The organism is Pseudomonas putida (genome assembly GCF_016406145.1).
GTDB classification, from domain to species: domain Bacteria; phylum Pseudomonadota; class Gammaproteobacteria; order Pseudomonadales; family Pseudomonadaceae; genus Aquipseudomonas; species Aquipseudomonas putida_E.
Genome location: NZ_CP066306.1, coordinates 5,706,919 through 5,720,749, shown reverse-complemented (window position 1 = coordinate 5,720,749; position 13,831 = coordinate 5,706,919). Strand labels below are relative to the sequence as shown.

Below are 13,831 nucleotides of genomic sequence, written 5' to 3'. Positions count from 1 at the left end.
TCCATACGGCTCGACACGCTCGATGAATACCCGTTGCATTTGGACGAAACTGGCTTAATGTAGGAAAAGATACATTTTATGTTGAGTTTTCTACATGATTAGCTGGTCGCTATTGATTTTGGGACTGCCGACAGCAAACGCCACCGAACGAATGCGCGCCTGGAGAACGCTGAAGGCCTCTGGCGCCGCCGTGCTACGCGATGGTGTGTACTTGCTGCCGGAACAAAGCGCGGGCCGCGAAACGTTCGAAGCCGTGGAGCGAGATGTGCTAGCCATCAACGGCACGGCATTTCTGCTGTCGTTGCCAGAACGCGAGGAGCGCTTCAGCGGGCTATTCGACAGAAGCGATGAATACGCCAAGCTGATGGAAGAAATTGCAGGCTGCCGAGCTGACCTATCCCCGGATAATGCGTTGCTGACAGCCCGACAGGTGCGCAAGCTCAGGAAGGCCTTCGGCCAGTTGGCAGCGATCGATTTCTTCCCAGGTGTACTCAAGACCCAAGCCGACGCGGCCCTGCAGGAGCTTGAGACCGCGATTAGCCGCGCTCTGTCTTCTGATGAGCCGAGTGCGCACGATGAGGCGATCAACCAGCTGGAGCGCAGCGAATACCAAGGTCGCCGATGGGCAACGCGAAAACGTCCTTGGGTAGACCGGTTGGCCTGTGCCTGGCTGATCCGTCGCTTCGTTGATGCCGATGCCCAATTCATTTGGTTGGACAGTCCCAGCGACTGCCCAAGCGATGCGCTCGGCTTTGATTTTGATGGGGCCCGATTCAGCCACGTTGGCCAGCGGGTTTCCTTCGAAACCCTCATCGAGAGCTTCGCCTTTCAGCAGCCAGGCCTGGCACGCCTGGCGGGTGTCATCCACTACCTGGATGTGGGAGGCGTACAACCTTCCGAAGCACCCGGTATCGAGCGTGTCCTCGCCGGATTGAGAGAGAGCATTGGCGATGACGATCAACTGACAATGGTCGCAGGAGGCATCTTCGATGGCCTGCTGACGGCTTTCGCAAGCGAGGAAGCCCAAAATGGTTGATACCACCTCCGCAGTAAGTGAACAGCCGCCATCGCAAGCGTCTCAGCAGCCGATCGGTCTGTATGAAGCCTTCCTGTTCTGGCTCAAGTTAGGCTTCATCAGCTTTGGCGGGCCTGCCGGACAGATCTCAGTCATGCATCAGGAGTTGGTCGAGCGTAGGGGGTGGATCAGCGAGAAACGGTTTCTACACGCGCTGAACTACTGCATGTTGCTGCCCGGCCCCGAGGCTCAGCAGCTCGCAACGTATATCGGTTGGCTCATGCACCGCAGCTGGGGTGGGGTAATTGCCGGCGCATTGTTCGTGCTGCCTTCACTGTTCATCCTGATCGGTTTGTCCTGGGTCTATGTCGCCTTTGGCGAGGTGCCGGTAGTCGCGGGCATTTTCTATGGCATCAAGCCGGCGGTCACCGCCATTGTCGTCCACGCTGCACACCGGATTGGTTCACGAGCCCTCAAGAACGGCTGGCTGTGGGCTATGGCCGGCGCCTCGTTCGTCGCTATCTTCGCCCTCAACGTGCCGTTCCCGCTGATCGTGCTGGTGGCCGCCATCATCGGCTATGTGGGGGGCCGCTTCGCACCCGGCAAGTTCGTGATCGGCGGCGGTCATGGGGCCGCGAAGAACAGCTTCGGTCCGGCGCTGATCGATGACGACACCCCAACCCCTGAGCATGCCCGTTTCAGCTGGGGACATCTGGTACACCTGCTGCTGGTCGGTGGAGCGCTGTGGGTGCTGCCCATGGGGTTGCTAACGCTGTCGTTTGGCTGGGACGGCAGCCTGACGCAGATGGGCTGGTTCTTCACCAAGGCTGCACTGATGACGTTTGGCGGGGCGTACGCGGTGCTGCCTTATGTCTACCAGGGCGCTGTCGGTCATTACGGGTGGCTGACGCCAACCCAAATGATCGATGGCCTCGCTTTGGGGGAAACCACGCCAGGGCCACTGATCATGGTGGTTGCCTTCGTCGGATTCATCGGTGGGTACGTGCATCCGATGTTCGGTGCGGAGCACCCGTTCCTTGCCGGTGCAGTCGCGGCGAGCCTCGTGACCTGGTTCACCTTCCTGCCTTCCTTCATCTTCATCCTTGCCGGTGGCCCAGTGGTGGAGTCGACTCACAACGAGATGAAATTCACTGCACCGCTGACAGGCATCACCGCGGCTGTGGTGGGGGTGATCCTGAACCTCGCCATGTTCTTCGGCTACCACGTACTTTGGCCAAAAGGCTTCAGTGGGGCGTTTGACTGGCCTTCAGCGATGATAGCGGTTGCTGCAGCAATTGCCCTATTCCGCTTTAAGCGGGGTGTCATTCAGGTTCTATTCGCTTGCGCCCTGGCAGGCCTGGCAGTCCACATGTTGCGTGGTTGAAACCAACTGCCGGCCGACATCATCGGCCGGTGTTTCATGACCCATCGCCTGCCGGCGGTGGGGTGTCCAATGAAATGGGTAACGCGTGAACGTCCAAAGATCGATCGGATCGCCTGTCCTTGGCTCATCCAGCGCTTCATCGATACAGTCCCGGTTTTCCGCTACGTCCCCAGCAGCGAGGTCTTGCGCGTGGCAAGTGATGAAGGTGCCACGCTCTATGACATTCTAGGGGTAGACCTGAGCCATGTCGGGCCGTTAAGCAGCTTCGACGCCTTCCTCAAGAAGTACCAGCTCGATGATCCCACTCTGGCCAAGCTCGCCGAAATCGTCCGTGGCGCGGACACGTCCAGGCTGGATCTCACGCCCCAGTCGGCGGGGCTTTACGCCATTTCTTTGGGGCTGTTTCGCTGCTACACGGATGACCACGAAATGCTCAAACATGGCCGGATTCTGTAAGACGCCCTCTTTGCATGGTGCCGTGACTGCCACGGTGAAACGCACACCAGGCCACCGCAGATGTAAGAACTCAGCTTGCCGGGCAATGGAAATTTCTTCTGATGACGTATCGGTGGGGCTGCGTCATGAGCTCGCTGTACTGGCCCTTTGCTTGTTTCGCCGCGCAGCCGAGAATCGCTTCCAACCGGACTGTAAGGCCCGATCTAGGACTGTGTGCTGGCAGAGTGAAGAGGGGGCATGAGACAGACTTAGTACCTGTGAACAGGAGAAGCTCGTACCGATTACCTCTGTGTACAAAGATACCATCATAATTTTTCCGGGGTTTTTGCACGATATATCCTTGTGATTTTTCTTTGGCTGAACCTTTGCTGTGACAACCTTTACTGTTGTGACGACCTTTATTAAACGGAAAAGCCCAAGAATTTTTGAAAGATTATGCTTTGTGACAACCTTTATTCTCTCTTCTCCAGGATCAGCGCCCCCGCTCGGCCGCGGAATCCAAGAGCTTTTGTGACAAAGTTTATTAATCCGTAACAAATTGGTTTCGTTGAATTAAAACGGTCGTCGAACAATTGAAACTGTCGCCGGTAGAGGGGAGCGTTCGCTTTCCCTTTACCGGCGGTTTTCAAGCCTCCCTGCATCTCCCCTACCTCGTACTGGCGTTTTCTCATACCCCTCCCAATTCAGGCTGATGAAACACCTTCGTCAATGTGACAAGCGCCATCCCGCGTCGCCTTACATTGCAGGCGACTGATCAAATCCCGCCCTGGCCCAGAACGTTTCTGCAGACTGACTGAGAGTTGCTTTTGGCCGGGTCAGATGAATTTCCAGGGGAATGTCCCAGCTTTCATCGAGCGCCCGGATCAAACGCCCGTCCAGTATCTCCTGCTCCGTAAGGCTCTTGGGTAGCCACGCCACGCCCTTGCTTTCCAAGGCCATGGACATCAACACCGCTGCAAGGTGACTGGTGAACAGGGGCTTGAGGTGAAGGTAATCTTCTTTGCCGCGCAGTCTGTGCGCGACGATACGGCCCAGTCCGGATTCATGGGTGTAGGCGAGGTAAGGCAATGCTGCAGGAGAAGTACCGAAGTCAGCGCGAGCACTGGCAAGCGGAACGAGAGTGTCTTCGCCTACCTTCTTGCTGGTGAACTGTTCGGGTGCCAATAGTGGCGGAACGTCGGGGTGGCGGTGGCATAGCAAAAACTGAACCTGGCCATGAATCAGCATTTGCTCACAAACGGCCATGCTATCTGAGTGCAGTTGAACTGCCTCGATTGGCGCACCGCTTTCGGAACTCCGGAGCCACTTCGGGAAGAATGTAAACGAGAGGGAGTGTGTCGCTGCGAATTGTAGTGACCTGGCGGCTACCCCTGCGACCTCTTGAGCTTCGCTGCGTATCCGGTACAAGGATCGGGCCGCCTCCTGGGCACTGGGCAAGATATGCCTGCCAGCCTCGGTGAGCGTGGCTCCATGTGGTGAGCGCACGAACAGCTCAACTCCCATCCAGTTCTCAAGAGAGCGGACCCTGCGGCTGAAGGCCGGCTGGGTTACGTGTCGCGCTTCGGCCGCCCGCACAAAGCTTCCGTACTCCGCCAGCGCTGAAAGATCTTCTAGCCAAACAAGTTCCAAGGGCCATGCCTCCTGTGCATAGGGTCCGGCATTAATAGCATTGGGCGAGCGCTACCTCAAAGCATAACGTGGGGCCACATACAACAAGAGGAACCCGTCATGCGTATCGTCGACATCCGTGAAAAAACCGTTTCCATTGCCTCGCCAATCGCCAATGCCTATATCGATTTTTCCAAGATGACCTGCTCGGTCGTCGCTGTTGTCACAGATGTGATTCGCGACGGTAAGCCGGTCATCGGCTATGGCTTCAACTCCAACGGTCGCTATGGCCAAGGCGCTTTGATGCGTGATCGCTTCCTGGCACGTATCACTGAAGCAGACCCAGAGACTCTCATCGACCACGAAAACAACAACCTGGACCCGTTTGCCATCTGGAAAACCCTGATGACCAACGAGAAACCAGGAGGTCACGGTGAGCGCTCTGTCGCCGTGGGTACCATCGACATGGCGGTTTGGGATGCCGTAGCAAAAATCGAAGGAAAACCGCTGTACCGCTTGCTCGCTGATCGTTACCGCAACGGCGTCGCCGACGATAAAGTCTGGGTGTACGCAGCCGGCGGCTATTACTACCCTGGCAAAGATCAAACCAAGCTCAAAGCCGAGATGCAGAGCTATCTCGACCGCGGCTACGACGTCGTGAAAATGAAAATCGGCGCGGTCCCGCTGGACGAGGACATCCGCCGTATCGAAGCCGTGCTTGAAGTGGTTGGCGACGGCCGCCGCCTGGCCGTCGATGCCAATGGGCGCTTCGATCTGCAGACCGGCATCGCCTACGCCGAAGCCATCAAGCAGTACAACCTGTTCTGGTACGAAGAGATCGGTGATCCGCTCGACTACGCGCTGCAGGCTGAGCTGGCAAATCACTATGAACTGCCTATGGCCACTGGCGAAAACCTGTTCTCTCATCAGGACGCCCGCAACCTGCTGCGCCACGGCGGCATGCGACCAGATCGTGACTATCTGCAGTTCGACTGCGCGCTGTCTTACGGCCTTGTCGAATACATGCGTACCCTCAAGGTGATGGAAGAAATGGGCTGGTCTTCCCGCCGCGTTGTACCCCACGGTGGCCACCAGATGTCGCTCAACATTGCCGCAGGCCTGCACCTTGGTGGTAACGAGTCGTATCCGGATGTGTTCCAGCCGTTCGGCGGCTTCGCGGACGGCATCAAAGTTGAAAACGGCTACGTCGGCCTGCCCGACATCCCGGGTGTCGGCTTTGAAGCCAAATCCGCCTTGTACGCAGTCATGCGTGAGCTGGGCGAGGGCTGATCATCCTTGGTGTGCGGTCTCTGTAGAAGAGGCCGCAGTACCTGGCGGCGCGCAGCACCGCCAAGCCACATGCCCATCACAAAAATAAAATGAGGTGCTTTCGTGGAAATTTCCAAATCCCGCTGGTACGGCCAGCTGTATGTGCAAGTGCTGATCGGCATCGTGATCGGCGCGGCAATCGGTTACTTCTTACCCGATATCGGTGCCAAGCTCCAACCCTTCGCCGATGGCTTCATCAAACTGATCAAGATGCTCTTGGCACCGATCATCTTCGGTACGGTTGTTGTTGGTATCGCCAAGATGGGCAGTATCAAAGAGGTTGGTCGAATTGGCGTTAAGGCGCTTATCTACTTCGAGATACTGTCGACCATTGCCTTGGTCGTCGGCCTCATTGTGGTCAACATCGTTAAACCCGGCGAAGGCATGAACATCAATGCCAACGCCCTCGATGGCAGTGCCATCAGCAAATACAGCCAAGCCGCGAGTGAACAAGGCGGCACGATCGAATTCTTCCTCAATATCATCCCACATACCTTCGTCGGCGCTTTCTCCAACGGCGTAATGCTGCAGGTGATCCTGCTTTCTGTCTTGATGGGCGTCGCTCTGGTGCAGATGGGTGAAACCAGCAAGCCGCTGATCAATACCATCGACTTGTTCCTTCAAGGCCTGTTCAAAATCGTCGCAATGGTCATGCGCCTCGCTCCGATCGGCGCGGGTGCCGGCATGGCATTCACCATTGGCAAATACGGTATCGGCACGTTGCTGTCACTCGGCCAATTGCTGGTCGCACTGTATATCACCACTCTGATATTCATTGTGGTCGTGCTCGGTGCCGTCGCCAGATGGTCCGGAATGCCGCTGATGCAGTTCCTTCGTTACTTCAAAGATGAAATTCTCATCACCCTCGGCACGTGTTCAACCGAAGCCGTGCTACCGAGAATGATGGTGAAACTAGAGAAGCTCGGCTGCAAGAAATCGGTGGTCGGCATGGTGCTGCCTACGGGCTACACCTTTAACGCGGACGGCACCTGCATCTACCTCACAATGGCTGCCATCTTCATCGCTCAAGCGACCAATACGCCGCTGACATTCATGGATCAAATGATTCTGCTGGCCGTATTCCTGCTGACCTCCAAAGGCTCGGCTGGCGTTGCGGGTGCGGGGTTTGTAACGCTGGCTGCAACGCTCACAACTATCCATTCCATTCCGCTGGTTGGCCTTGTGCTGCTGCTGGGCATCGATCGGTTCCTCAATGAAGCGCGGGCGGTGACCAACCTGATCGGTAATGGCATCGGCACTATCGCGATCGCCAAGTGGGACAACTCGTTTGATGTCGAAGCTTGTGAACGAGAAATCGCAGCCATGAAACAGGAAAAGGCGGCAAGGAAGGCCTTGCTGGCGCATAAGTGACTCGCCCTCACTTCCGGTCATCGCGCTTGGAGGTCGGCGGTGATCGGTCGTGATCTTGATTCTATAGTCTCGCAAGGCGTGCTCTGCACCAGCGGAATGAACTTAATGGAGCCGAATATGATCGAGCGATCGCATCATGAATTGCGCAAGGCGTTTGGTGATCTGCTTCAAGGACATGTCTGTAAATTTGCTGCTTCTGTATTCGATCCCATCTCGGTGCGTATGGCATCCGACCTCGGTTTCGAGGTGGGTATACAGGGAGGCTCTGTCGCCTCGCTTCAAGTGCTTGGGGCACCGGACATTGCACTCCTGACGCTTGATGAATACGTCGAGCAGGTCACCAGAGTTGGGCGCGCGAGCCAAATCCCTGTCATCGCAGACGCCGACCATGGGTTTGGGAATGCGCTGAATGTCATGCGCACAGTCAGTGAGTTGCAGAAAGCCGGGGTTGCCGCGTTAACCTTGGAAGACACTCATCTGCCGGCCAGGTACGAAGAGCAGTCGCCGGTGCTGATCGGAGAGGAAGAGGCAGCAGCCAAGATCTACGCAGCTCGATTTTCCCGCTCGGATGACAGCCTCAGCATCATCGCCAGAACGAACGTGGCCGCAACCACTTTAGAAGATTCTATCGCTCGTACTGCGGCCTATGAGAAAGCGGGTGCAGATGCTATCTGTTTGGTCGGGGTCAAAGACTTCCATCACCTAGCGGCACTCACGGAACACCTCACCACGCCGATCATGCTTATCAACTACGGTAATCCAGCCCTCTGCGATGTTGAAAAACTTAGCGCGGCCAATGTGCGCATCGTGGTCAATGGGCATGCCCCTTATTTTTCAGCGATCAAGTCGATCTACCAAGCGCTGCGTGAGCAAAGCGGTTCACAGGGGCCTGAACTTTCCCTTCCTGAGCTGATTTCGAAGTACACGCGCGTCGAAAGTTATCGAGAGTGGACAAAGACGTATCTGAAGGTGGGGCACGACTCGCCATGCGGAGTCACCCCACGCGGCCCGCAGCTCTGCAACTGAAATCGAGCAGTTTTTGGTGAAAGCGGAGGCCTGACGGCCCCCGCCCTTCCTCACTGATCAGTTTGCCTGGTGTGCAATTTCACTATGCCTAGGCAGTGCGATCGAGATGAGTGCGGCAGTCAATACGAAGATGCTGGAGACCCACAAACAAGCCTCTAACCCATAAGCTTGGAACACCCAACCTGACAGCAACGTGCCCATCAAGCGACCGAGGGCGTTGGACATGTAGTAGAAGCCTACATCCAGGGATACGCCGTCTTCCTTGGCATAGCTGACGATCAGGTAGCTGTGCAGCGATGAGTTAACCGCGAACAGCACGCCGAACAGCATCAACCCTCCAAGCAGCACTATTTGTGCCGACCAGCCTGCCGACAGGCCCACGGCTATGAGCGCAGGGAGCCCGGCCAGGGCGATTGCCCAGATGAAGGCCGCTCTGCCATCGGGCACATGACCGCGCTTCTTGCCGGTGATGTGAGGAGCAAGCGACTGGACGATGCCATAGCCGATCACCCACGCGGCCAAGAAACCACCGACCAGCCAGAAGTCCCAGCCAAACGCCGTGCTCAGGTACACCGGCAACGCCACGACGAACCAGACGTCCCGGGCACCGAACAAAAACAGCCGTGCGGCCGAGAGGATGTTGATGGCCCGGCTCTTGGACAGCATGTCGCGGAACTTTGGTTTGGCCTTGGCTTTGCCCAAGTCCTTTTTCAGCAGCATCAAACTGCCGATCCAGATCAGAGCCAGTACTGCAGCCATGGCCAGCACTGCCAGGGTGAAGCCGAGCAGCGCAAGCAGTGCTCCCCCAAGGAAGAAGCCCACGCCTTTGAGCGCGTTTTTCGAGCCCGTCAGGATGGCTACCCACTTGTAGAGGGTGCCTTGCTGGCTGTCCGGCACCAAGAGTTTGATGGAGCTCTTGGCGCTCATCTTGTTCAGGTCCTTGGCAATGCCGGAGAGCGCTTGGGCGGCCATCACCCAGGGCACCGTCAGCCCGGCTGCCGGTACCGTGAGCATCAGCAGGGCCACAACCTGCATGCCAAGGCCGATGTTCATGGTGCGGTTGAGCCCTAGGCGGGCGCCGAGGTAGCCGCCCACGAGGTTGGTGATCACGCCGAACACTTCGTAGAACAGGAACAGCGCCGCGATCTGCAGCGGCGTGTAGCCCAGCGAATGGAAGTGCAGTACCACCAACATGCGCAATGCACCGTCGGTGAGGGTGAAGGCCCAGTAATTGCCGGTAACCAGCAGGTACTGACGCACTTGTGCAGACAGGGCTGACAACGCCTTCATGATCGCGGTTTACTCCGCTGCGCCGACCAAGCGTGCCAGCTCAGCTGCACGGTTGGCGTAGCCCCACTCGTTGTCGTACCAGGCGTAGATCTTCACCTGGGAACCATTGACCACCAGGGTGGACAGCGCATCGATGATCGAGGAGCGTGGATCGGTGCGGTAGTCGATGGACACCAAGGGGCGCTCTTCGTAGCCCAGGATGTCTTTCAACGGACCTTCGGCCGCGGCCTTCAGCAGCGCGTTGACCTCTTCAGCCGTGGTCTGTCGTTCCACTTCGAACACGCAGTCGGTCAGCGAGGCGTTGGCCAGCGGTACACGCACGGCGTGACCATTCAGCTTGCCGCGCAGCTCGGGGAAGATCTCGGCGATTGCGGTGGCCGAGCCCGTGGTGGTCGGGATCAGGCTCATGCCTGAGGCACGGGCACGGCGCAGGTCCTTGTGCGGTGTATCGAGGATGCTCTGGGTATTGGTGAGGTCGTGAATGGTGGTGATCGAGCCGTGGCGGATGCCCAGGTTCTCGTGAATCACCTTGACCACCGGGGCCAGGCAGTTAGTGGTGCAGGAGGCGGCGGTGACGATACGGTGCTGCGCCGGGTCGAACAGGTGCTGGTTGACGCCCATCACCACGTTCAGTGCGCCTTTCTCCTTCACTGGAGCGCAGACCACCACACGTTTGACGCCCTGATCCAGGTAGGCCTGGAGCACGGCTACCGACTTCATCTTGCCGCTGGCCTCGATGACCAGGTCGCAGCCCGACCAGTCAGTGTCCGCGATGGTCTTGTTCGCGGTGACCTTGATGCGCTTGCCTTCGATCACTACCGCGTCGCCCTCTGCGCGGGCTTCACGGTGCCAGCGTCCGTGGATCGAATCGAAGTTGATCAGATGGGCATGGGTCTCGGCGTCACCGGCCGGGTCATTGATCTGCACAAACTCGAATTCCGGCCAGTCCCAGGACGCGCGAAGCGCCAGGCGACCAATACGGCCAAACCCATTGATACCTACTTTGATAGCCATGTTCTTGTTCTCGGATCGCGATTAACGAATGGTCAGAGGGTGACGCTGAACTGGTTGATGTACCCATCGTGCGCAGCGTTCTGGATCGCACGTGGGCGCAACAGCTTTCTGCAGCGTTGCCAGCACGGAAGACGGGTGCAGTTGCCTGCTCAGAAAGCCTCAAATGGATCGTTGGTTGACACGCTTGGATAGTTCTTCTGCGGACTCCTTGCGCTCGGAGTAGCGATCGACCAGGTAGTCGGAGCGGTCACGAAGCAGCAGGGTGAACTTCACCAGCTCCTCCATCACGTCGACGACACGGTCGTAGTACGAAGAGGGCTTCATGCGGCCCGCCTCATCGAATTCCAGATAGGCCTTCGGCACGGACGACTGGTTAGGGATGGTGAACATGCGCATCCAGCGGCCGAGGACACGCAACTGGTTGACCACGTTGAACGACTGCGAGCCGCCGCAGACCTGCATCACCGCTAGGGTTTTGCCTTGGGTCGGGCGCACGGCGCCCATGCTCAGTGGAATCCAGTCGACCTGCGACTTGAACACGCCGGTCATTGCACCGTGGCGTTCTGGCGAGCACCAGACCATGCCTTCGGACCACAGCACCAGATCGCGCAGCTGCTTGACCATGGGGTGGTCATCGGGGGCGTCGTCCGCCAATGGCAGACCGGACGGATTGAAGATTCGCGTTTCGGCACCGAAGTGTTCCAGCAGGCGGGCTGCTTCTTCTGTCAGCAGACGGCTGAAGGAACGTTCACGGGTCGATCCGTAGAGCAACAGGATGCGAGGCTTATGGGTGGACTTTTGCTCGACTGCCAGTTTGTCTGCGGTCGGCAGGTCGACCAGGTCGTTGTCGATGTTGGGGATGTGGTGTTCGGTCATGATTTACTCCTGAGACAAGTCACCAGATGGCTGATCGAAGCATCGGCGCTTGAGCCACAAGGCCACGCCTACCAGTGAGATCAGTACCGGCACTTCCACCAAAGGCCCGATGACGGTGGCAAACGCCACCGGCGAGGCGAGACCGAAGGTGGCGATGGCCACGGCAATGGCCAGTTCAAAGTTGTTGCTCGCTGCGGTGAATGCCAGCGCAGTGGTACGCGGGTAGTCGGCCTCCAGCAGCTTGCCCATCCAGAAGCTGATGAAGAACATCACCACGAAGTAGATGGTCAGCGGGATAGCGATGCGCAGCACATCCAGCGGCAGTTGCATCACCATGTCGCCTTTCAGGCTGAACATGGCGATGATGGTCAGCAGCAGTGCCAAGAGGGTCAGCGGGCTGATCTTCGGAATGAAGCGCTCCTGGTACCAGGTCTCGCCCTTGCTGCTGATCAGGATCTTGCGGGTCAGGAAACCGGCCAGGAACGGGATGCCCAGGTAGATCAGTACCGATTGGGCGATTTCGAGGAAGCTGGTCTCGATGACGCTTCCCTCAAGGCCAAACAGCGGCGGCAGCAGGCCCAGGAAGATCCAGGCGTACACGCTGAAGAACAGGATCTGGAAAATGCTGTTGAAGGCGACCAGACCGGCCACGTACTGGTTGTTGCCACCAGCGATCTGGTTCCACACCAGGACCATGGCGATGCAGCGTGCCAAGCCGATGAGGATCAGGCCAGTCATGTACTCGGGCTTGTCGGAAAGGAAGACGACGGCCAGTCCGAACATCAGGACCGGGCCGATCACCCAGTTCTGGATCAGCGACAACGTGAGGATGCGTTTGTCCTTGAAGACCTGCGGCAACTCCTCGTATTTCACCTTTGCCAGAGGGGGGTACATCATGACGATGAGGCCAATGGCGATGGGGATGTTTGTCGAGCCTACCGACAGGCTGTTCAGCCACGCTGGCAATCCCTGGAACAGGCTGCCCAGACCAATGCCCAGGCCCATGGCCAGAAAGATCCAGACCGTCAGATAGCGGTCGAGGAATGAAAGTCGGCTTTTGCTCATGGTGGATCTCCCTGAATGTCAGAGCGTTCCGATGCGGGCCAGCTCGACCTTGAGCTGGGCCGCATCCAGTTGTTCGAAAGGCAGCGCGAGGAATGCCTTGAAGCGTCGTTTGATCTGCTCAAGCGTGACGTCGAACGCAGCGTCCAACTCGGCGGTGTTGCCCTGCAGGTCCGAAGGGTCGGAGAGCCCCCAGTGGGCTTTCACTGCTGGTCCGAAGAAAACGGGGCAGGCTTCGCCAGCGGCCTTGTCGCAGACGGTGATGACAAAGTCCGGTGCCAGCTCGGCATGCGCGTCACTGGACTTGCTGCTGAGGTCCTTGGTGGAGATACCGGCACGCTGCAGCGCGGTGATGGACTGCGGGTGCACCTCACCCTTTGGCTGGCTGCCGGCGCTGTAGGCCTTCATGCCGGCCGGGGCCAGGTGATTGAAAACGGCCTCGCAGAGGATGCTGCGGCAGCTATTGGCGGTGCAGAGGAACAGAACTTTCATCGGTTTTTCTCGGCAAGGATCAGCAGCACGAGGCGACGCGTTGTGGACGGTCACCCATGGAGTCCAGACGTTTGGTGCTGGTACTCAGCCATTCGCGGTTGGCTTCCAGCGTCGTCGCCAGGACCTCACGTACCCAGGCGGGAAGCGATGGATGCAGCCGGTAATAAACCCACTGGCCCTGACGGCGGTCTTCCAGCAGGTCACAGGTGCGCAGCTGCGCCAGGTGGCGGGAAACCTTGGGCTGGCTTTCTTCCAGCGCGCAGGTCAGCTCACAGACGCAGAGTTCTTCCTCGCGTGCGATCAGCAGCATCATCCGAATGCGGTTTTCGTCGGCGAGGCATTTGAAGACCTTGGTAGGGGTCAGCGAGTCAGTCATGGGTTACTCAGTGTTTGGTTTTCACAAGGACGAACATCTTGATGCGCTCATGGATCTCGTGAAGGGTGTGTCGGAAGGCATTGTGTTTGTCACCGGTCACTGCGCTGAAGGCGTCGAAATGCACAGGGTCCGTGTGCCTGCGCAAAGGTTGGCGAGCTGAGAGTGAGCAGCGTTTGCAGTACAAACAAGCAGAACGCTGATTTTGCCAGTCATCACTTGGCACCCTGCGTATATGATTTTTCGAATATACGCTTTTTCGAATGTATCGCAACCCTTCGATGATGGGTGTACTCATCTTGGATGAGCAGACATCGATGGTGGCACCCCGCGTGAAAAACGATTGAGGAAGCTTGCGCAGGTCAGCATCGGTTTGATCCGAGCCTGGCTGATACCGCTCGGCTGGGCGCCGGGAGAAATATTTTGAAGACTGGACCGGACCACAGGCCCCATGATTTGGGGCCTGCCGCAACAGCTTCAGTTATGTGAGCTCACTGTAAACCCCCCATCGGAGGGTCGTCGTTCCAGGGTTTCG

At 57.9% G+C, this 13,831-nt stretch carries 12 protein-coding genes and 1 pseudogene; 6 read left to right on the top strand and 7 right to left on the bottom strand.

What is annotated here, in order from left to right; all coding sequences use genetic code 11:
• Window positions 1-94: 94 nt before the first annotated feature.
• The 3 genes and pseudogenes from JET17_RS26350 (at window position 95) to JET17_RS26340 (ending at window position 2,921) form a co-directional block, all read left to right on the top strand.
• Window positions 95-1,036: a chromate resistance protein ChrB domain-containing protein gene (locus JET17_RS26350; protein ID WP_012316910.1), complete on the top strand. Its 942-nt coding sequence runs from the start codon at window positions 95-97 to the stop codon at window positions 1,034-1,036.
• Window positions 1,029-2,399 carry a chromate efflux transporter gene (chrA, locus tag JET17_RS26345; RefSeq protein WP_012316909.1) on the top strand — a complete coding sequence of 457 codons (1,371 nt, stop codon included), beginning with the start codon at window positions 1,029-1,031 and terminating at the stop codon, window positions 2,397-2,399. The genes JET17_RS26350 and chrA overlap by 8 nt, the downstream gene beginning before the upstream one ends.
• Window positions 2,400-2,468: 69 nt before the next feature.
• A pseudogene (locus tag JET17_RS26340) lies at window positions 2,469-2,921 on the top strand (chromate resistance protein ChrB domain-containing protein).
• 669 nt (window positions 2,922-3,590) lie between these two features.
• On the opposite strand, the gene JET17_RS26335 reads toward JET17_RS26340, so the two are convergent.
• On the bottom strand, window positions 3,591-4,484 hold the full coding sequence (locus JET17_RS26335; RefSeq protein ID WP_012316907.1) for a LysR family transcriptional regulator: 894 nt from the start codon (window positions 4,482-4,484) through the stop codon (window positions 3,591-3,593).
• A 99-nt stretch (window positions 4,485-4,583) separates the two neighbouring features.
• Here JET17_RS26335 and JET17_RS26330 point away from each other — a divergent pair, with 99 nt between their 5' ends.
• The 3 genes from JET17_RS26330 (at window position 4,584) to JET17_RS26320 (ending at window position 8,189) form a co-directional block, all read left to right on the top strand.
• Window positions 4,584-5,753 (top strand): mandelate racemase/muconate lactonizing enzyme family protein, encoded by a 1,170-nt coding sequence (locus tag JET17_RS26330; protein WP_012316906.1) that lies wholly within the window; start codon window positions 4,584-4,586, stop codon window positions 5,751-5,753.
• A gap of 102 nt (window positions 5,754-5,855) precedes the next feature.
• Complete coding sequence (gene dctA, locus JET17_RS26325; RefSeq protein ID WP_012316905.1) at window positions 5,856-7,163, top strand: C4-dicarboxylate transporter DctA; 1,308 nt, start codon at window positions 5,856-5,858, stop codon at window positions 7,161-7,163.
• Window positions 7,164-7,280: 117 nt separating this feature from the next.
• Window positions 7,281-8,189 carry an isocitrate lyase/PEP mutase family protein gene (locus tag JET17_RS26320; protein WP_012316904.1) on the top strand — a complete coding sequence of 303 codons (909 nt, stop codon included), beginning with the start codon at window positions 7,281-7,283 and terminating at the stop codon, window positions 8,187-8,189.
• A 57-nt stretch (window positions 8,190-8,246) separates the two neighbouring features.
• Here the strand turns inward: JET17_RS26320 and arsJ are convergent, their stop codons facing one another.
• From arsJ to JET17_RS26290, 6 genes are all read right to left on the bottom strand, one after another.
• Complete coding sequence (gene arsJ / locus JET17_RS26315; RefSeq protein ID WP_012316903.1) at window positions 8,247-9,479, bottom strand: organoarsenical effux MFS transporter ArsJ; 1,233 nt, start codon at window positions 9,477-9,479, stop codon at window positions 8,247-8,249.
• A 9-nt stretch (window positions 9,480-9,488) separates the two neighbouring features.
• On the bottom strand, window positions 9,489-10,493 hold the full coding sequence (locus JET17_RS26310; protein ID WP_012316902.1) for an ArsJ-associated glyceraldehyde-3-phosphate dehydrogenase: 1,005 nt from the start codon (window positions 10,491-10,493) through the stop codon (window positions 9,489-9,491).
• A gap of 159 nt (window positions 10,494-10,652) precedes the next feature.
• A complete protein-coding gene (arsH, locus tag JET17_RS26305) occupies window positions 10,653-11,369 on the bottom strand; it encodes an arsenical resistance protein ArsH (RefSeq protein WP_012316901.1) in 717 nt (238 codons plus the stop codon).
• Between the two features lie 3 nt (window positions 11,370-11,372).
• Complete coding sequence (gene arsB, locus JET17_RS26300) at window positions 11,373-12,434, bottom strand: ACR3 family arsenite efflux transporter (protein ID WP_012316900.1); 1,062 nt, start codon at window positions 12,432-12,434, stop codon at window positions 11,373-11,375.
• Between the two features lie 18 nt (window positions 12,435-12,452).
• The gene (locus tag JET17_RS26295; RefSeq protein ID WP_012316899.1) at window positions 12,453-12,923 is read right to left on the bottom strand and encodes an arsenate reductase ArsC; all 471 of its coding nucleotides are present in this window, start codon (window positions 12,921-12,923) and stop codon (window positions 12,453-12,455) included.
• 19 nt (window positions 12,924-12,942) lie between these two features.
• Window positions 12,943-13,299: a metalloregulator ArsR/SmtB family transcription factor gene (locus JET17_RS26290; protein ID WP_012316898.1), complete on the bottom strand. Its 357-nt coding sequence runs from the start codon at window positions 13,297-13,299 to the stop codon at window positions 12,943-12,945.
• Window positions 13,300-13,831 lie beyond the last annotated feature (532 nt).